Origin of the sequence: Desulfofundulus thermocisternus DSM 10259, from assembly GCF_000686645.1 — a bacterium.
Taxonomy (GTDB): domain Bacteria; phylum Bacillota; class Desulfotomaculia; order Desulfotomaculales; family Desulfovirgulaceae; genus Desulfofundulus; species Desulfofundulus australicus.
On the sequence record NZ_JMLG01000006.1, the window covers coordinates 87,028 to 106,535 of the forward strand.

Annotated in this window: 15 protein-coding genes; 6 read left to right on the plus strand and 9 right to left on the minus strand. The window is 52.2% G+C overall.

All coding sequences use genetic code 11. The annotated features are described in order from the left end of the window. Positions 1–9 precede the first annotated feature (9 nt). From BR83_RS0107135 to pyrR, 6 genes are all read right to left on the minus strand, one after another. Entirely contained in the window at positions 10–807 is a 798-nt protein-coding gene (locus tag BR83_RS0107135) for a dihydroorotate dehydrogenase electron transfer subunit (RefSeq protein ID WP_027356512.1), read from the minus strand. 48 nt (positions 808–855) lie between these two features. Beyond that, positions 856–4,095 carry a carbamoyl-phosphate synthase large subunit gene (carB, locus tag BR83_RS0107140; protein WP_027356513.1) on the minus strand — a complete coding sequence of 1,080 codons (3,240 nt, stop codon included), beginning with the start codon at positions 4,093–4,095 and terminating at the stop codon, positions 856–858. A 4-nt stretch (positions 4,096–4,099) separates the two neighbouring features. After that, positions 4,100–5,176 (minus strand): glutamine-hydrolyzing carbamoyl-phosphate synthase small subunit, encoded by a 1,077-nt coding sequence (gene carA / locus BR83_RS0107145; RefSeq protein WP_027356514.1) that lies wholly within the window; start codon positions 5,174–5,176, stop codon positions 4,100–4,102. A 53-nt stretch (positions 5,177–5,229) separates the two neighbouring features. Next, positions 5,230–6,525 carry a dihydroorotase gene (locus BR83_RS0107150; protein WP_027356515.1) on the minus strand — a complete coding sequence of 432 codons (1,296 nt, stop codon included), beginning with the start codon at positions 6,523–6,525 and terminating at the stop codon, positions 5,230–5,232. After that, on the minus strand, positions 6,518–7,450 hold the full coding sequence (locus BR83_RS0107155) for an aspartate carbamoyltransferase catalytic subunit (RefSeq protein WP_027356516.1): 933 nt from the start codon (positions 7,448–7,450) through the stop codon (positions 6,518–6,520). The genes BR83_RS0107150 and BR83_RS0107155 overlap by 8 nt, the downstream gene beginning before the upstream one ends. 137 nt (positions 7,451–7,587) lie before the next feature. Further along, positions 7,588–8,127 carry a bifunctional pyr operon transcriptional regulator/uracil phosphoribosyltransferase PyrR gene (pyrR, locus tag BR83_RS0107160; RefSeq protein WP_027356517.1) on the minus strand — a complete coding sequence of 180 codons (540 nt, stop codon included), beginning with the start codon at positions 8,125–8,127 and terminating at the stop codon, positions 7,588–7,590. Positions 8,128–8,420: 293 nt separating this feature from the next. On the opposite strand from pyrR, the gene BR83_RS0107165 reads away from it, so the two are divergent. The 3 genes from BR83_RS0107165 to BR83_RS0107175 all read left to right on the plus strand — a co-directional run bounded on the left by BR83_RS0107165 (position 8,421) and on the right by BR83_RS0107175 (position 12,932). After that, positions 8,421–10,148 (plus strand): sensor histidine kinase, encoded by a 1,728-nt coding sequence (locus tag BR83_RS0107165; RefSeq protein ID WP_027356518.1) that lies wholly within the window; start codon positions 8,421–8,423, stop codon positions 10,146–10,148. Further along, positions 10,123–10,896 carry a LytR/AlgR family response regulator transcription factor gene (locus BR83_RS0107170; RefSeq protein ID WP_084327090.1) on the plus strand — a complete coding sequence of 258 codons (774 nt, stop codon included), beginning with the start codon at positions 10,123–10,125 and terminating at the stop codon, positions 10,894–10,896. The genes BR83_RS0107165 and BR83_RS0107170 overlap by 26 nt, the downstream gene beginning before the upstream one ends. Before the next feature lie 239 nt (positions 10,897–11,135). Further along, a complete protein-coding gene (locus BR83_RS0107175; RefSeq protein WP_027356520.1) occupies positions 11,136–12,932 on the plus strand; it encodes a carbon starvation CstA family protein in 1,797 nt (598 codons plus the stop codon). 137 nt (positions 12,933–13,069) lie between these two features. Here BR83_RS0107175 and BR83_RS0107180 read toward each other — a convergent pair whose 3' ends face one another. Beyond that, positions 13,070–13,627, minus strand: coding sequence for an O-acetyl-ADP-ribose deacetylase (locus BR83_RS0107180; RefSeq protein ID WP_027356521.1), 558 nt, complete (start codon positions 13,625–13,627; stop codon positions 13,070–13,072). A gap of 643 nt (positions 13,628–14,270) precedes the next feature. Further along, positions 14,271–14,759: a type 1 glutamine amidotransferase gene (locus BR83_RS15290; protein ID WP_242839644.1), complete on the minus strand. Its 489-nt coding sequence runs from the start codon at positions 14,757–14,759 to the stop codon at positions 14,271–14,273. Positions 14,760–15,118: 359 nt separating this feature from the next. Between BR83_RS15290 and BR83_RS0107190 the strand changes: the two genes are divergently transcribed. From BR83_RS0107190 to BR83_RS15295, 3 genes are all read left to right on the plus strand, one after another. After that, complete coding sequence (locus BR83_RS0107190) at positions 15,119–15,694, plus strand: anthranilate synthase component II (RefSeq protein WP_027356522.1); 576 nt, start codon at positions 15,119–15,121, stop codon at positions 15,692–15,694. A 14-nt stretch (positions 15,695–15,708) separates the two neighbouring features. After that, positions 15,709–17,247 carry an aminodeoxychorismate synthase component I gene (gene pabB, locus BR83_RS0107195; RefSeq protein ID WP_027356523.1) on the plus strand — a complete coding sequence of 513 codons (1,539 nt, stop codon included), beginning with the start codon at positions 15,709–15,711 and terminating at the stop codon, positions 17,245–17,247. Positions 17,248–17,344: 97 nt separating this feature from the next. After that, positions 17,345–18,199 carry an aminotransferase class IV gene (locus BR83_RS15295; RefSeq protein ID WP_051618003.1) on the plus strand — a complete coding sequence of 285 codons (855 nt, stop codon included), beginning with the start codon at positions 17,345–17,347 and terminating at the stop codon, positions 18,197–18,199. A 52-nt stretch (positions 18,200–18,251) separates the two neighbouring features. On the opposite strand, the gene BR83_RS16375 is transcribed toward BR83_RS15295, so the two are convergent. Next, positions 18,252–19,244: a copper amine oxidase N-terminal domain-containing protein gene (locus BR83_RS16375; RefSeq protein WP_027356524.1), complete on the minus strand. Its 993-nt coding sequence runs from the start codon at positions 19,242–19,244 to the stop codon at positions 18,252–18,254. Between the last annotated feature and the right edge of the window lie 264 nt (positions 19,245–19,508).

Genomic DNA, 19,508 nt, shown 5'->3' on the forward strand with positions numbered 1-19,508 from the left:
ACATTCCTCCTAATCCCATACCAGCTGGTCGGCTCTAAAAACCGGTCCTTCCACACACACCCGGCGGTACCGGAAGGGTCTTTCTCCCTCACCGGTAGTTTTGCACACGCAGGAAAGGCAAGCCCCCACCCCGCAACCCATACGCTCCTCCAGGGAAAATTCCCCGGGCAGGCCATAGCGGGCCATAAGCATAGCCGTCCGGCGCAACATACCACCTGGACCGCAAGCGTAAACCATGTCTACCTCTCTGCCGGCCAGCGCCCTTTCCAGTAAATCCGTCACCGGCCCGTGGTAGCCGCAGGAACCATCATCAGTGGCTATGGTCACATCAAAGGGAACGTTATTTCCCCCTTCTCTTCCCAGGGGTAGATGGTGGATACTGCGGGCTCCCACCAGCAAAAGGACCGGGTTTTTTCTCTGAACCAGCTCGTTTCCCAAAAAAACAAGGGGAGCCACACCAATACCTCCACCAACCAGAATTACCCGCCGCCCCGGTTCCGGCAGGGTGAAACCACGACCCAGGGGTCCCATAACCGCGAGTTGCTCCCCCTGTCTTTTAGCAGCCAGTAAGGAAGTACCTCTTCCTATTACTTGATAAAGAAGAAGTAATTCTCCTCTCTCCCGGTTTATCCCGTGAATGCTTAGCGGGCGGCGCAGCAGGGGATCCAGGCTGCCGCTACAGCGTATATATACAAACTGGCCCGGCACAGCACGAGAAGCTATCTCAGGAGCATAAAGGGTCATCCGGTACTGCCCCAACCCCACCTGCTCCTGTTTTATGATCCTGGCAGTTATATCAGTTGCCATTACCGGGTTTCCTCCTGCAATTAATTTTGTTACCGTGAGATACCTGGGTTAGGCAGCAGGCTCAGGTAGCGGAGCCGGGCCGGCCAGTTCCTGGATGGGAATAATTTTCATATCCGCACCATCCCTGATGGAAACAAGCACTTCCAGAATGGCCCGGGCAGTATCCAGGGAGGTCAGGCATGGTACGCCATGCTCCACGGCGGCCCGGCGGATGCGAAAACCGTCCCGCTCCGGCGCTTTCCCGCGAGTAAGAGTATTGATGACCAGATGAATTTTTCCTGCCCGGATGAGATCCACAATGTGGGGTGAACCTTCCCGCACCTTGTTCACCCTCTCCACTTCCAGACCGTTCTCCCGCAAGAAGGCCGCCGTCCCGGCAGTGGCACAGATATTATACCCCAGGCCAGCCAATCCCTTGATAACAGGCAAAGCCTCTTCTTTATCCTTGTCCGCAATGGTAGCCAGAATGGTACCGTTACGGGGAATATTGTAGCCTGCTGCCAGAAGAGCCTTATACAAAGCTGCCGGATAGCTGGTATCCACCCCCATAACCTCTCCGGTAGATTTCATTTCCGGTCCCAGGGATATATCCACCTGAAGCAGCTTGGCGAAGCTGAACACAGGCGCCTTGACACCAAAATAACGGCTCTCCGGGTAGAGTCCACCCTCGTATCCCAGTTCCCTTAACTTGCGCCCTAAAATTACTTTTGTGGCCAGCCTGATCATGGGTATGCCGGTAATCTTGCTCATATAAGGCACTGTACGGCTGGCCCGCGGGTTCACCTCCAGTACGTAAACCTGGCCGTTATAAAGCACATACTGGATATTAATCATTCCCCGTACGTTTAACGCCCGGGCCAGTCGGGTAGTATAATCCACCAGTTGTTCCCTTACTTCTGCGGTAATTCCATTACCCGGGTAAACGGCTATGCTATCCCCGGAATGAACGCCAGCCCGCTCGATATGTTTCATAATCCCCGGAATTAACACCGTTTCCCCGTCGGATATAGCATCTACCTCCAGTTCTTCGCCCTGCAAGTACTTATCTACCAGTACCGGGTGTTCGGGAGTAACCTTAACGGCGTTGGCCATATAGCTGAGCAGTTCCTCACGGTTATAGACAATCTCCATGGCCCGGCCACCCAGAACATAGGAAGGCCTGACCAGGACGGGAAACCCAATTTCGCGGGCTATGTTTACTGCTTCTTCCACGGAAAAAGCCGCCCTGCCCGGAGGCTTAGGAATCCCCAGTTCCACCAGCAGCTGATCGAAACGCTCCCGGTCTTCCGCCCTGTCAATATCTTCTACCGAGGTACCCAAAATAGGTATACCGTACCTGGCCAGGGGAACAGCCAGGTTGATGGCCGTCTGGCCGCCAAACTGGACAATTACCCCCTCGGGACGCTCCTTTTCCAGGATATTTAATACGTCCTCCAGAACCAGGGGTTCAAAATAAAGCCGGTCAGCAGTATCAAAGTCGGTGCTCACTGTTTCCGGATTGTTGTTAATAATGACCGCCTTTACGCCTTCTTCCCGCAGCGCCCATACGGAATGAACCGAGCAGTAGTCAAACTCGATACCCTGGCCGATACGGATTGGACCCGATCCCAGAACCACCACTTTTCGTACGTTGCTGTTATTTGCTTCATCCTCTTTATCGTAGCAGGAATAGTAATATGGAGTCACGGCTTCAAACTCAGCCGCGCAGGTATCCACCATTTTATAGACCGGCTTGATTCCACAATCCTCCCGTAAAGTTCTGATCTCCGCCTCTTTCAGGCCAGTAATCTGGGCCAGGTAAGCGTCGGCAAAACCCATTTCCTTGGCCCGGCGCAGTAATTCCGGCGTCAATGCCGCCGGTCCCCGGCTGTGGATTTCCTGTTCCAGCTGTACAATATTTTGGATTTTGTTAAGGAAGAAACGATCAATACCCGTTAAGGCATGAACCCTATCCAGAAGCATTCTCCGGCGCAATGCCTCGGCCACTACAAACAGGCGCATATCTTCAGCCCGGGACAACTTGTTTTCAATTTCTTCATCGCTCCACTGTTTCATTTCCGGAACCAGAAGACCCATCAGGCCGATTTCCAGAGAACGCACTGCTTTCAACAGGGCACCTTCCAGGGTCCGATCTATGGCCATAACTTCCCCCGTAGCCTTCATCTGGGTGCCCAGGGTACGATCGGCCAGAACAAACTTGTCAAAGGGCCAGCGGGGGAATTTCAACACCACGTAGTCTATGGAGGGTTCAAAACAGGCATAGGTCTTACCGGTAACTGCGTTTTTGATCTCGTCAAGGGTCAAACCCACAGCAACCTTGCTGGAAACCTTGGCAATAGGATAACCCGTAGCCTTGGAGGCCAGGGCCGAAGAACGGGATACCCGGGGGTTGACCTCAATAACAAAATATTTATAGCTGCCGGGATCCAGGGCAAACTGGATGTTGCAACCCCCCTCTACCCCCAGTGCGCGGATGATATTCAGCGAGGCAGTACGCAACATATGAAATTCCCTGTCACTCAAGGTCTGCACGGGGGCAACCACTATGCTGTCCCCCGTATGAATGCCCATGGGGTCAATATTTTCCATGCTGCAGATGATGATGCAGTTATCGGCGCTATCCCGCATTACCTCAAACTCAATTTCTTTCCAGCCTACAACGCTTCTTTCCACCAGCACCTGGTGAATAATGCTGGCTTTTAAGCCTTTGGTTACCGTGGCCCTGAGTTCTTCGCGGTTATAGACCATACCCCCGCCTGTACCCCCCAGGGTGTAGGCCGGGCGTACCACCAGAGGAAAACCTATTTCCCTGGCAAAAGCTTCTGCCTCCTCAACACTGCTGGCGATAATGCTTTCCGGTACCGGCTCACCAATGCGCTCCATGGTAGCCTTAAACTCCTCCCGGTCCTCCGCCCGGCGAATAGCCTCCAGGGGAGTACCCAGAAGTTGCACTCCCTCAGCCTCCAGGACTCCCATATTGGCCAGCTGCAGGGCCAGATTTAGCCCCACCTGCCCCCCCAGGCTGGGTAGCAAACCGTCCGGTTTTTCCCTGCGGATAATGCGGGCAACAAACTCGGGCGTCAGTGGTTCTATATAGACCCGGTCAGCCATGTTGGTATCGGTCATAATGGTAGCCGGATTACTGTTTACCAGCACCACTTCCAGACCTTCTTCCCGCAGAGCACGGCAGGCCTGAGTGCCGGCGTAATCAAATTCTGCTGCCTGGCCAATAACTATGGGTCCGGAACCTATAACCATTACCTTGCGCAGTCCTTTTTTCAACGGCATGTTCTCACTTCCTCCGCTGCATTAATTGAATGAACTCGTCGAAAAGGTAAGCCGATTCCCGCGGTCCTGGAGAAGCCTCGGGGTGATACTGCACCGAAAAAACCGGTAGCTCCCTGTGCCTGATACCCTCCACTGTACCGTCGTTCAAATTACGATGGCTGATTTCCACAGGTAAACCGGCCAGAGAATCTTCAGCCACAGCAAAACCATGATTCTGGGAGGTAATATAGACTCTACCTGTTCCCAAATCTTTAACCGGATGATTGGCTCCCCGGTGACCAAATTTCATTTTATAGGTCCTGGCTCCCAGGGCCAGGGCGATTACGTGGTGACCCAGGCAAATACCAAATATTGGGCACTGACCTATCAATTCTTTAATAGTCTTGATGGCATAGGGAACATCCATGGGGTCACCGGGACCATTGGATAAAAGAATGCCATCGGGTTCCAGGGCCATTATTTCCCGGGCCGTAGCGGTAGGAGGTACCACCACTATCTCACAATCCCGCTCCTGTAAATGGCGGATAATATTTAATTTGGAACCGAGGTCTATTAGAATCACACGGTACCCTTTACCTTCCAGAGTAAAGACTTCCTTTGTGGCCACCTCAAGTACCAGTTCCTGCCCTGTAAGATGGGGACACTGCCTGGCCTTTTCCACCAGCAGGGCGGGGTCGTCACATTCCGTGCTCAAAACCCCCCGCATTGTTCCCCGATTACGCAGATGGCGGGTCAGGGCACGGGTGTCAATGCCGGAAATACCCACCACTCCCTCCCGGGCCAGGAAATCGGAAAGGCGATAACTGGCCCGCCAGTTGCTGGGACGATCACACTCTTCGCGTACCACAAAACCTCTTACAAATGATTTTTTTGATTCGAAATCCTCCCGGTTGATACCGTAGTTACCAATCAAAGGATAGGTCATCACCACAATCTGGCCGCAGTAAGATGGGTCGGTGAGGATTTCCTGGTAACCAGTCATGGCGGTATTAAAAACCACCTCTCCCCATCTCTCCCCCCTCGCTCCAAAGGCCCGACCGGTAAATACCGTTCCATCTTCCAGAGCTAAAATGGCCTGCACTATCGAAACACCTCTCCATCTGGTGATTATTTGCCTATTTGGGTCGCCCTGCTTCAGGTTACCGCCAGCAACCCGCGGTCATAGATCAACCGCCCCCTGACGATGGTGGCTACGGGGAGCCCCTGCAACTTCTTCCCACTAAAGGGGGAGTTCCGCCCTTTACTGGCAAAGGTAGAGGGATCTACCACCTCGGTCAGGCCGGGGTCAATTATGGTAATATCGGCATCGGCACCAACTCTAATCACACCATCCTGCAGTCCCAGGATGCGGGCTGGATTTACTGTCAGTTTGCGGATGGCTTCTACCGGACTCAGAACTCCTGGTATCACTAGCTCCGTCCAGACCAGACCGACAGCGGTTTCCAGCCCCACCATGCCGAAGGGGGCCAGCTGGAACTCAACATCCTTTTCTTCCACCGTATGAGGGGCATGGTCGGTGGCAATGACGTCAATGGTACCGTCGGCCAGAGCTTCCTTCAACGCTGCCACATCCTCCTCCGTGCGCAGGGGAGGATTGACCTTGGCGCTGGTATTATAACCGGCCACCGCCCGGTCGGTAAGAGTGAAATGATGGGGCGTGACCTCTGCAGTCACCGGTACTCCCCGGGCCTTGGCCTCGCGGATCAAACGCACCGATCCAGCAGTGCTGACGTGGGCAATGTGCAGGGGGCAACCAGTATGCTCGGAAAGGATAATATCTCTAGCAACCATGATTTCTTCAGCAGCAGCCGGTATGCCGGGCAACCCTAAGACGGTAGACATATAACCTTCATGCATCACACCACCGGCAGATAGGGCTGGTTCCTCACAATGGGAGATTACAGGCAACCCTACCATCCGGGCATACTGCATAGCACGACGCATAACGGCTGCACTGGATACCGGGCGACCGTCATCGGAGAATGCCACTGCCCCGGCCTCCTTCAAATCGGCCATTTCCGTCAGCTCTTCACCCCGACTGCCGCGGGTAAGAGCTGCTACGGGGTATACTTTTATCAAACCCGCTTGTTCAGCTCTGGCCCTGATATAGGAAATGACTGCCCGGTTATCAGCCACCGGATCGGTATTGGGCATACAGGCCACGGCGGTAAATCCTCCCCGGGCAGCTGCCCGGCTGCCTGTAGCAATAGTTTCCTTGGCCTCAAAACCCGGTTCCCGGAAATGAACATGCATATCGATTAGACCCGGTGATACCAGCCTGCCTCCAACATCGATGACAGTCCCCTCACCAGCTTCCAGGCCCTGTCCAATAGCGGCAATCTTTCCCTTTACGATTAAAATATCCGCGGGGAAAATCTCACCGGCAGCGGGATCAACCACCCGGCCACCTTTAAGCAGTAACTTATGCAACCGGTATCCCCCCTCCACCCAGCAGGTAAAGCAAAGCCATGCGTACAGCCACTCCATTGGTTACCTGCTCAGTAATTACTGAATTAACCCCGTCAGCCACCTCCGGTGATATTTCCACCCCCCGGTTGATTGGCCCGGGATGCATAACCAGAGCTCCGGGACGGGCCAGGGCCAGTCTTTGCCGGTTCAGGCCAAATAAACGGGTGTACTCTTGCAGGCTGGGGAAAAGACCTTGTTGCTGTCTTTCCAGCTGGATGCGTAACATCATTACCACATCAGCGCCTTCCAGAGCCTCTTCTACCCGTGTATATACCTCCACGCCCATGGTTTCTATGCTGGCAGGGATCATGGTAGCGGGACCACAAATACGTACCCGGGCTCCCATTTTGGTAAAACCCCATATATTGGAACGAGCTACCCGGCTGTGCAGGATATCTCCAATGATGGCTACATTCAGGCCAGCCAATTTCCCCAACTTTTCCCGTACTGTAAACATGTCCAGAAGAGCCTGGGTGGGATGCTCATGGGTACCATCCCCGGCATTTATAACTGCTGCAGGAATGGTCTCAGCCAGCAGGTTAGGGGCTCCGGCCATAGGGTGGCGCAGGACAACCACATCTGCACCCATAGCCGCCAGCGTGCGGGCGGTATCCTTCAGGGTTTCTCCTTTAACCACACTGCTGGTCGAAGCTGACAGGTTAACGCTATCAGCGCTTAAATATTTGGCGGCCAGTTCAAAGGAAGTCCGGGTACGGGTACTGGGCTCATAAAATAACGTTACCACCGTCCGTCCTCTTAAAGCGGGAACCTTTTTAATAGTACGCCCCAAAACCTCTTTCATGGAAACTGCGGTATCCAGGATTACTTCAATTTCTTCCACCGACAGGTTTTGCAGGCCAAGAACATCCTTGCGTTTCCAGGTCATGCTGCGAGACCTCCGAAATTCCCAAAATAAAAGCCCCGTCCGGTTTGAGTACCTGAACGAGGCCGGCATGCACCACCGGATGTGCCCTCCTTGCCGGCCTCTCTGGACCGTTACTTAAAAGACGGCACCGGAATTATTTAATCTTTTTCCAAAATAAGCACCCTTTCCTCACCATCGGTTTCCTGCAAGCAAACCTCAACAATTTCGCGCCGGGAAGTAGGCACGTTCTTCCCCACGTAATCGGGCCGGATAGGCAGTTCCCGGTGTCCCCGGTCGATAAGAACCGCCAGCTGTATCACCCGGGGCCGGCCCAGATCCATGATGGCATCCAGGGCTGCCCTTATCGTGCGGCCGGTATATATTACATCATCCACCAGGACGATTTTTTTCTCAGTAACGGAAAATGGCACCTCAGTCCGGTGTACCAGCGGCTGCTGGTCTCTGGTATTCAGGTCATCCCGATAGAGGGTGATGTCGAGAGTCCCAACAGGAACGACACTCCCCTCAATTTCCCGGATCTTCGCCGCCAGCCTTTCCGCCAGAGGCACCCCTCTCCGGCGAATGCCGATCAGGGCCAGATCCTCGGTCCCTTTATTACGCTCAATAATCTCATGGGCTATCCGGGTCAACGCCCGTCGAATACCCTCCTTATCCAGGATCTGGACCTTATGTTTCATTAACCTTCCCCCTCCCGCCCATAAAAATACCTGCTCGCCACCGGCAAGCAGGCATAGTCGCAATTCCAATCTATGGCCTATATTCCTTGCCGGCCTCGCGGGACCGACTTAAAGGACCTTATTGTCACTTGTAAAAAGAATATACAAAATCAAAATGAATGTCAAGAACCAGTTTCCCGGCTTTTCCCCCATTTCAGGTCTGGTTTTTGCAGGTCATCCTGTACCGGCAAGTCGAGTTATGCTATACTGGTTCCGGACAGGTCGATTAAGCAAATCAGAAAGGGGAATCGGCAATGTCCTGGTCCATAACCCTTATCCTGGCTTATAGATTAAGTATGGTGGCTACAGCAGCCTTTATTCTATCCCGTACGCCGGCCCTGGGTCGCATTTTATCCCGGCAGCTAACCCCGCGGGATAAGCTACTGTTGACCATAGCCCTGGGTGGCATGGGCATTATAGGCACTTACGCAGCTATACCCATTCATGATGCCCTGGCCAATTCACGGGTGGTAGGTGTTATGGTTGCTGGACTCCTGGGCGGTCCTGTGGTGGGAGCAGGGGCAGGGCTAATTGCCGGAATACACCGATACCTGCTTGGTGGTTTCACCGCCTTCTCCTGCGCCCTGGCTGCTGTGCTTGAAGGCATCCTGGGCGGGCTGGTACAGCATTATTACCGCCGCGGCCCGATTCCCTGGTTTATAGCTCTGGTAGCCGGGCTGGCTGGGGAAACTTTGCAAATGGTTATTATCCTGTTAACTGCCCATCCTTTTAGTGAAGCATGGGCCCTGGTAAAGATTATCGGTTTGCCCATGATCATTGTTAACTCCATTGGAGTGGCCATTTTTATGGTTATTGTTAAAACCGCTGCCGAACAGCGGGAACGCATAGCCGCCTGTCAGGCTCAGCAGGCTCTGCGTATAGCTACCCAGACCCTCTCCTTTTTACGGCACGGACTAAACAGGGAGTCAGCAGAACAGACGGCCCGCATTATTTATAACTCTGTCAAGCTGGCCGCTGTGGCCATTACCAACGACAGGGAAATCCTGGCCCATGTGGGTATGGGCAGCGATCACCATCACCCGGGAAATCCCTTTTTAACCAGTGCCACTTTAAAGGCACTGTCTACCGGTGAGGTACAGGTAGCTCAAAAAAGAGATGAAATAGGCTGCCAGGAAAAGAGTTGCCGCCTGGCTTCGGCAGTGGTGGTACCTCTTAAAAGACGGGAAGTAACCATTGGAACTTTAAAGCTCTACCATGACCGTGAAAACAGCATTACGCCGGTAGAGCTGGAACTGGCCCGGGGGTTGGCCCACCTGTTTTCCACCCAGCTGGAACTGGCTGAAGTGGAATCTGAAGCCAGGTTGCGTGCTCAGGCAGAACTTAAGGCTCTCCAGGCCCAGGTCCATCCTCATTTCCTGTTTAACGCCTTAAATACAATCGTCTCCCTGGTTCGCTCAAAGCCGGAAAAAGCCCGGGAACTATTAATTAAACTGGCCAGTTTTTTACGCTACAGCTTGCGGAAAGACGATGCTCCCATCCCCCTGGCGGAAGAACTGGCCCATGTCGATACCTACCTGGCCATTGAAAGAACCCGCTACGGAGATAAACTCAAAGTAGCACTGATGGCAGACCCTGCAGCGCTCAACTGCCCCGTTCCCGCTTTCACCCTGCAGCCGGTGGTAGAAAATGCCATCAAGCACGGCCTGCAGCCCAAAAGAGAAGGCGGGAGTATTAAGATCCTGGCCAGAAGTTATCCCGGAGAAGTGATCGTGACCATAGAAGATAATGGAGTGGGTATTTCACCCGAAGAGCTGGATAAAATACTGCTCCCGGGTTATGGCCGGGGACATGGTCTGGGATTGTCCATCGTAAATGAGCGACTGAAGGCACTTTACGGGCCGGAATATGCTTTGAAAATAATAAGTATACCCGGCCAGGGAACGAAGGTAACCCTGCGTTTTCCGCAGGAAAATAGTTATCAAGAGGTGAAGGATGATGCCCTTTACAGCTGTTGTGGTTGACGATGAACCTCTGGCCAGGGACGAGCTAAAATACCTGCTTTCAAATTACCCGGAATGCCGCGTAACAGGTGAAGCAGAAGACGCTCAGGAAGCGATTAAACTGGTCAGGGAAACTCAACCCGATGTGGTATTCCTCGATATTCAAATGCGCGGGATGTCCGGATATGAAGCCGCCAGGCATATGCTTTCCTTTCCGCACCCGCCCCTGGTGGTATTTGCCACCGCTTACGACGAGTATGCTGTTAGAGCTTTCGAACTTGGTGCAGTGGACTACCTTTTAAAACCCTTCGAAGAAGAGAGGCTCTCCAAAACTATTAAACGCATTGGAGAATTGCGCAAACGCTCTGAAGACTGGACCAGAGCCGTGGAACAGGTGAATGAGCTTCTGGGAGGGAAAAAACAGCGAATTAAAAAATTGCCCGTGGAAAAAAACGGGGAGATCAGGCTCCTGGATTACCGGGATATAATCTTCGGCCGGGCCAAAAATGGCAGTGTCCAGGTATTTACTGCCAGCGATACCTGTACTTTTACTGGCAGCATGACCGAACTGGAGGCACGGTTAAAAAGCGAAGGTTTTTTCCGGGTACACAAAAGTTTTCTGGTCAACCTGAACCATGTTCAGGGGGTCTTGCCCTGGTTCAAAGGTACCTACTGGCTGGTAATGAGCGACGCTAAAAAATCTCAAATTCCAGTCAGTAAAAGCCAGGTGAAAGAATTAAAATCCATACTGGGATTGGAAGTTTCTTGATAACCGGCAGCGCTTTCTTCTGGTTGCTCCCGCTGTAAAATCAGTATTCATGGAGAGTACGGCCTCTGTATCCCCACGACCCCACGAAAGTGGGGTTTTTCTGTTTATGGAGATATATTTCCGATCAACCACTCTTTTATTCTGCTGGTTAATTTGTTGTTACCCGTTGTAGCTGAATGATTTTATAATGTAACACGGACTGGCCGGTCTCACAGGTTTTTAACAGGGAGGGAAATATTGTGCGCGCCTTAACTCTAATAATAATTGCGGCCCTGGTATTCGTTCTTTCCTACCGGTTTTACGGTGCTTTCCTGGCAGCAAAAGTCCTGGCCCTGGATCCAAAACGCCGTACCCCTGCGGAAGCCCACAATGATGGCCGGGACTACGTACCCACCAACCGCTGGATTTTATTTGGTCATCACTTTGCTGCAATTGCCGGTGCCGGCCCTTTAATCGGCCCCGTCCTGGCCGCCCAGTTCGGCTACCTTCCCGGCACCTTGTGGATTCTCATCGGTGCGGTGGTAGCCGGCGCAGTGCACGATATGGTCATCTTATTTGCTTCTATTCGGCATGACGGACAATCCCTGGCCGAGATAGCCCGCCGGGAAGTAGGCAATGTCTCCTACTGGCTGGCTTCTGTAGCCATTCTATTCCTGTTGATTATTGTGCTGGCAGGTGCCAGCGTATCAGTGGTTAACGCCCTGTTCAACAGTCCCTGGGGTACCTTTACCGTGGGTATAACCATCCCCATCGCCTTTTTTATTGGCATTTACCTTAAGTGGCTACGTCCGGGACGCATTGCTGAGGCCACTGTAATTGGCGTGACCTTAATCATTCTTGGAGTGTTGCTGGGGCCGGTTGTGCAGCAGTCCGCTCTCGCCCCGTTCTTAACTCTCAATAAGCAGCAACTTTCGCTAATAATTGCTGCCTATGGATTCCTGGCCGCTGTACTGCCCGTGTGGTTGCTTATGGTACCCCGGGATTACCTGAGCACCTATATGAAAGTGGGTACCATGCTGCTGCTGGCCGCAGGGGTAATCATTGTTAACCCCGTGCTGCAAATGCCGGCGGTAACCAAATTTGTAGCCGGAGGGGGGCCGGTTATCCCGGGCAAAGTATGGCCATTTATGTTCATCACCATTGCCTGTGGCGCTCTATCAGGGTTCCACGCCCTTGTTTCCAGCGGCACCACACCCAAAATGGTGCGCAGTGAAGCCGACATTCTGCCCATCGGTTACGGCGCCATGTTAACGGAAGGTTTTGTGGCCCTGATGGCCCTGATCGCAGCCACCGTGCTGCCGGCCGCCGATTATTTTGCCATCAACAGCCCGCCGGAGGTCTTTGCCAGGCTGGGCATGCAGGTACAGGACCTGCCCGTACTCTCCCAGCTGGTATCAGAAAACCTGGCCGGGCGACCCGGGGGTGCCGTCTCCCTGGCCGTAGGCATGGCCGACATTTTCTCAAAAATTGGCGGTCTACGGCATCTAATGGGTTACTGGTACCACTTTGCCATTATGTTTGAAGCGCTGTTCATTCTGACCCTGATCGACGCCGGTACCAGGGTGGGGCGTTACCTGATGCAGGAAATTTGCGGTGCGGTATATAAGCCGTTAAAGGATCACAACTGGTGGCCGGGCATTATCCTGACCAGCGGTATTTTCACCCTGGCCTGGGGATATCTGTTATATGGTGGCAGTATTTCTACTATCTGGCCATTGTTTGGCGTGAATAACCAGCTACTGGGAAGCATGGCCCTGGCCATTGGCACCACCATGTTAATCAAAATGGGTAAGGCCCGTTATGCCTGGACTACCTTAATACCCATGGTATTCCTCACCGTTACAACCATTACGGCTGGCTACCAAAATATTGTTATAAACTACCTGCCCAAGCAAAATTATCTGCTGGCCGGAATTTCTACGGTTATGCTGATCATGGTTATTCTGATCATTGCCGATTCCATCAGGGTATGGTTACAATTATTTACCGGAAGCAAAGTCAAAACAAAGGGTGTTCTTACCGGGACAGGCAAGTAAACCCACCGGATTCCCTGGAGGAGATTCACTACGCTCAAAAAGCAACTCCCCCAAAACAGCTTCCTTAAAAATCAAACCCGGGAACTTATAATGTTACCCGGGTTTTTATATAACCAGAAAGACTGGTTTAAAATGTCCTATTGATTGTTATTGCCCGATATTTTTTCCCAGGCTCTCCGGTACACCATGTAGTCATCTTCCCGGAAGAGCACAAATCGAACTTCGTCAAAGAAAGGGTGTTCCCGGACAAAATCGCGAACGGTGGTTAGAGCAATAACAGCAGCCCGTTCCACAGGAAAGCGATAAGCCCCCGTACTGATGGAAGGGAAAGAAATAGAACGGATTCCCTTATCCCCGGCCAGAGAGAGGCTGTTAAAGTAAGCGTTTTTGAGCAATTCATCCTCCCCCCGACTACCCCCGGACCAAACCGGTCCCACGGTATGGATTACAAAACGGGCCTTTAAATTCCCACCGGTGGTCATTACTGCCTGGCCGGTAGGCAGACTACCTATACGGGCAACAATCTGTTTACACTCCTCCAAAATTTGCGGCCCGCCAGCCCGATGAATGGCCCCATCCACACCCCCACCGCCCATCAGGCTGGAGTTTGCTGCGTTGACAATGGCCTCGGTATCCTGCTGGGTGATATCCCCCACCATCAAGCGCAGCAAGGTTGAACCCAAACGCACCTCCATGAAGGATCCCTCCCGGAATCAAAAAACTTTGCCCAAATAATTCGCGTTCGGGCAAAGTTTTCCTCTCTTTTTAGCGTTTTATTTTAACTTGAAGGTAAATATTCAGTGAACCCGGTTGGATGCGGCGCTGTCCCCGCTCACTCCAGTGCTTCGCGCCGACAGCACCGCGGCTCGCTTCGGGCCGGCTCTGGCTCTCTGCGGATTGCCCGCCACTAATCATTCTTCGTTGTTACCTCTTGAAACAGTATGTCTTAAAAGATCTTCTTCCGGGTAGTTCATCATGCGTCCTCGAGAGCCGAGCCGGCGGCCTCGCTTCACCGGGTGCTGTTACCGGCGCTTCGCAAGTCGTTCGCTCCGGACAGCGCCGCATCCTCATCATAGCGGTTTTACTGAATATTTACACCTGAAAACACCTGTTTTAGTGCCTCGACAAAATAGCCATCCAGTTAGTCAGAAATTGCCCGGCCACCTGCCGGTATTCCTCCCAGATTGCCGCGGTCTCCTGCATCAGGCGGCCGGCGGCACCGGGACCGCCGTATTCTTCTAATTCATCGGCATAAGCTTCAACCCAGGTATTAATTATCTCCGGGTTTATCTCCAGATGAAACTGCAGGGCAAAGATGTGCCGCCCTAAAGAAAAGGCCTAGTTAATACAATCCTCGCTGGCAGCCAAGTGAGAAACCCCGGGAGGCAGGGCAAAGGTGTCGCCGTGCCACTGGAAGACAAAAAACTCTGCGGGCAAACCGGCAAACAGGGGCGACTTCAAACCGTCGGCGGTAAGCCGGAGTTTGTACCAGCCGATCTCCGGAACCGGGTTGCGGACAACAGGTGCACCCAGGGCCTTGGCAATCAGCTGACCGCCAAGACAGATACCCAGCACGGGTAAACTTTTTTGGATTGCTTCTTTAATCAGTTGATCAACTTGCCTTAAATAAGGGTAGGACTCCTCTTCATAGACGTTCATCGGGCCGCCCAGGATTACCAGGGCGCCATAGCCATCTAAAGAGGCGGGCAAGTGTGTCCCCGGTTGATCCATCACCCGTATATCAAGCTGCCAGCCCTCCTTCTCCATGGCCGGCTGTAAAAGACCCGGCCCTTCAATGGCCACATTTTGTACTACCAGCGCTCGCAAGTCAAAAAACCTCCAGTCCGCTTTTTGAATTATTTTTAGCCTAAAATCCCCTGAAATAGCAGCTATTTTTTAGTGACGGTCAAAGCCTTCCAGCCGTATTTACTTCCCATATTACCATGACCGCACGTACCGGGCAAGCCTTACCCGGACCGGATACAACGATCTTGACATCCGCTAATTACCTGTGCTAAGCTGACCTTGACAACTGAAAGCTGAGTTTGAGCTGAGCAGGGAAGAGCCAGGGGGAGCTTGAGACGACTCGGAGATTTTGGGGTGAGGACCAGCGTGGGCTGGTCTTTTTGTTTTTCCGGTACGGATTTGACTTTATTAGTTCTTTAAATGATGAAGGGGGGAGTGCAGTGATCATAATGATCGATAACTACGACTCCTTCGTGTACAACCTGGTTCAATATCTGCAGGAACTGGGGCAAGAGGTGCTGGTGTTCCGTAACGATCAAGTAACCCTGGAGAAGATGGAAGATCTTTCTCCCAGCCACATTATAATTTCCCCGGGTCCCTGCACACCAGATGAAGCAGGAATATCCCTGGCTGCAATCAAACACTTTGCCGGACGCATCCCCATCCTGGGCGTATGCCTGGGCCACCAGGCTATCGGTCAGGCCTTCGGCGGGCGTGTGGTAAGGGCCGGACGGCCCATGCATGGCAAGACTTCCCTGGTCTACCATGACGGCAGTGGGATCTACAGGGGGTTACCTAACCCCTTTTCCGCCGCCCGGTATCACTCCCTGCTGGTGGAAAGAGAAACCCTCCCGGATTGCCTGGCCATTACCGCCCGGACTGCTCAGGGGGAAATTATGGGTTTAAGGCACCGGGACTATCCGGTGGAGGGAGTCCAGTTTCACCCGGAATCCATTTTAACACCGGTAGGGAAAAATCTCCTGAAAAATTTTATAAATTTATCCAAGTCCCGGTAAAAGGTGATTTATTTATGCCTGTACACTTACCTTTAATAAAAAAACTGCCGGTCACGGCAGATGTTCCGGCTCTCTTTGAGAGCCTTTCCTCCCGCCCTTATAGTTTTTTGTTGGATAGCGGGATAATCGTCCGGGGGCTGGGCCGGTACTCTTTGATGGGAGCAGATCCCTTCCTGGTTTTACGTTCAAAGGGAAAACGTTTATGGCTGGAATATCAGGGAAAAATGAAATCCCTGGCCGGCCACCCGCTGGAAAAGCTTAAAAATCTTTTAAACCGTTTCCGCCTCCCCCAGGGTATCTGTCCACTTCCCCTTTGCGGCGGTGCAGTGGGGTATTTCAGTTATGACCTGGGACGGCTGCTGGAAAAAATACCCTCCCTGGCCGTGGATGACCTGCAGACCCCCGACCTGTGCCTGGGCTTTTACGACGTGGTTACGGTGGTAGATGGGGTAACAGGGGAAGTATGGGTTGTTTCCACCGGTTTTCCAGAAATCGAACCTGCAGCAGCCCTGCAGAGGGCAAAACACAGGCTGGCTGAGACCTGTACCTTATTATCCGGCTGCCGGCAGCAGCAAAAACCGGATATCTTTACCACCAGTGCAAACCACGAGCAGCCATTGACTACCGTAAATCACCATAAAAGCCATCCCGGTAAACAGGATGTACCTGTTCTTATAGCCCATTTTGACGAGGCCAGTTATTGCCGGACAGTGCAAAGGGCCAGAGAATATATTGCCGCCGGGGACATCTTTCAAGTTAACCTGTCCCAGCGTTTCTCCCTCCTCCGGGTGGTGGAACCCTGGCCCCTGTACCAACAACTGCGAAGGATAAATCCTGCCCCCATGGCGGCCTACCTTAATTTTGGAGAATTTCAGCTGGTCTGCTCTTCCCCGGAACGCTTTCTTAAAGTTACAGGCAGGCGGGTAGAGACACGCCCCATAAAAGGTACCCGCCCCAGGGGAAATGACCCGGCCAGCGATATGAAATTCAGGGATGAGCTATGGAACAGTGAAAAAGACCGGGCCGAACTGGTAATGATTGTGGATATGGAGCGTAATGACCTGGGACGGGTCTGCCGCACGGGCTCTGTGCGCGTACCCGAACTTTACAGGCTGGAAGAGTACGCCACCGTATTTCATCTGGTTTCCACGGTGGAAGGAGAACTGGCCGCGGATAAAGATGTGGTGGATCTGCTGGCGGCAACCTTTCCCGGTGGCTCCATCAGCGGGGCACCAAAAATCCGGGCCATGGAAATTATTGAGGAACTGGAACCTGTACGCCGGGGCATTTACACCGGTTCCATAGGTTATATTGGTTTTGACGGCAATGCCGATTTGAACATTGTAATCCGTACCCTGATATTCAAGGGAGAACAAATTTACTTTCAGGTCGGAGGCGGTATTACCATTGACTCCGATCCTTATATGGAATATGTGGAGACGCTGGATAAAGCCCGGGCACTGGTGCGGGCCCTGGGTCTGGACGACCGGCAGGCTTTTTCTTCCCTGACCGTAAAGCCGGTGATAGATAAAGGTTATCAATTAATCCGCTAGTTTTATTAAACGACGAAATTCCCGTAACTACCGGCGTTAAGCGGCATTAGCCAGTTGCGCATATCTAAACGCCAGAAGCTCCCCGGGGTGATAAAATTTGCATACGATAATATGTATAAATGGCCAGTTTCTGCCGGCAAGCCGGGCCCAAATCTCCGCCCTGGACCAGGGATTTCTTTACGGCTACGGCCTTTTTGAGACCATCCTGGTGCTTGAAGGCCAACCAGCCTTGCTGGAAGCACACCTGAAACGATTAACAGATGGGTGTGCTGCGCTGGGGATTACCATCCCGCCCTTATTAGCCAGCCTGAACGTACTGGTTAAACAAATAATAAAATTAAACAATATAACTGAAGGGGCTCTCCGTATCACTCTTTCCGCTGGAGCATTACCCGGCAAAAAAGCTGGTAACCTGGTTATTTCCCCCCGTGCCTTTCCTTATAAATCTCCGGATTACAAGAAGGGATTCAGCGCCGGATGGGCATCAACCAGGCGGAATGAACAGTCCTTCCTGGTAAAATTAAAAACTTTAAACTACCTGGAAAATATCCTGGCCAGAAGGGAAGCCCGGGAAAAGGGATGGGATGAAGCAATTTTTTTGAATACTGCTGGTTATGTGGCGGAAGGAACGGTAAGCAACATTTTTCTGGTTAAAGACAACCGGGTGATTACCCCTTCTCCAGATCAGGGACTGCTGCCCGGCATCTTGAGACAGGTGGCGCTGGAAACATGCCACCGCCTGGGTATTATTGTCCAGGAGCGCCCCGTTTCCCCCCGGGAACTGGTCACTGCCGACGAATGCTTCCTGACCAATTCCCTCATGCTGGTAATGCCTCTGGTAAAAATAAACGGCTGCCCCATTGGAAAAGGGCAGCCAGGTCCCGTTACCAGGCGGCTCCGGGAAAACATTCTCCTCTTTTTATCCCGTTCACCGGGTAAAACATCCCTTTAATTCGCTACCGTATACACACTCTCAACGTCATTACTGTCTTTGTTTAACCGGGCTATTTTCCCAATATGGAAACAACCTTTCCTTCTGGATAATAATTTACTTTAGCTTTCAGACCCTCACCGATAAAGCGGAGGGGAACCAGGGTACGCCCGCCAACGACTTTCGCCGGAACCTCGAGCATCACCGGCCTGCCGTCCACCAGCGCCTTTTTGTTGCCAATTACCAGAGTTACTGTGTTATCACCCTGCTTAATAACGATGGCGTTATCTTTATATTCGACGGTAGCACCCAGGGCTTCCGCCAGCGCCCTAAGGGGTACCAGAACGCGCCCTTTCTCCACGCGAGGAGTTACATCAAACCCGGGCATTGTTCCCTTAACGTAAACCTTTACCTTTGTATCTTTCATTTTAGCAAAAACTTTGCTTATAACAATATAGCTATCTTCGTCTTCCGGGTTGTTGAGCAGGGCCTCTTCAAGGAAGTCACGCGCTTTGAGCATTTCTCCCACATCAATCAGCAATTCTCCCAAACGTTTGTAGCACTCGCTCAGGGTAAGATCATCAATGGATTCATCTTCTTCCAGAGCTTCCTTTAACGCTTCTACCACCAGGGTAACTTCAACCCGGTTGTTCTTCCAGTTCTTAAGTGATTCCTTGGCCTTATAAACCGCTTCAGGAACACTTTCCCCTTTCAAAATTGCTTCCAGCGCCGCCCGGGCCACCGGGTTTTTAACATGCTGAAGGGCATTTTCAATCCCCGTATAAACATGTTTTTGTACGCTGCGTTTTTCATATACGTTTTCCCTTACACTGAATTTTTCCTGTTCCCTGTGCCTGTTTTGTTCCTGCTCACTCTGAACTTCCCTGGCTTCTACTTTCACACTTTTGTTGTAATTTTTCTCCTTCTCCTGCCACGTATTTTTCTCCTTAAAACCTTTCGCCCGGTCAGGCAGGTCATTTGGGGGCGCTGCCCACGCTGCTGAGACAAGTGACAGCAGCAGGATGGCAACTACTGTCAGGGATAATAATTTGCTTCCTTTCCTCAAAATGATCACCCTCCCTTTTTTATTTTCCATACATTTTATACGATTAACCAGTAAGTTTTCAGGGATAAAAACGATATGAATTTTTCCAGAGATGCCGGGACCGATTTTTCAAAAGTTGCCAGTCCCCCCGCCACGTCCAGAGCCCGGGCAATCCTGGCTTCTGCCCGTTCTTCACTTTTGGGCAGCCGAAAACGACAGTAAAGTAAGAAGAAAAGGAAGGAAACAGGTGAAGGGTGTGGCTACAGCCATACCGGCCAGAGGCTG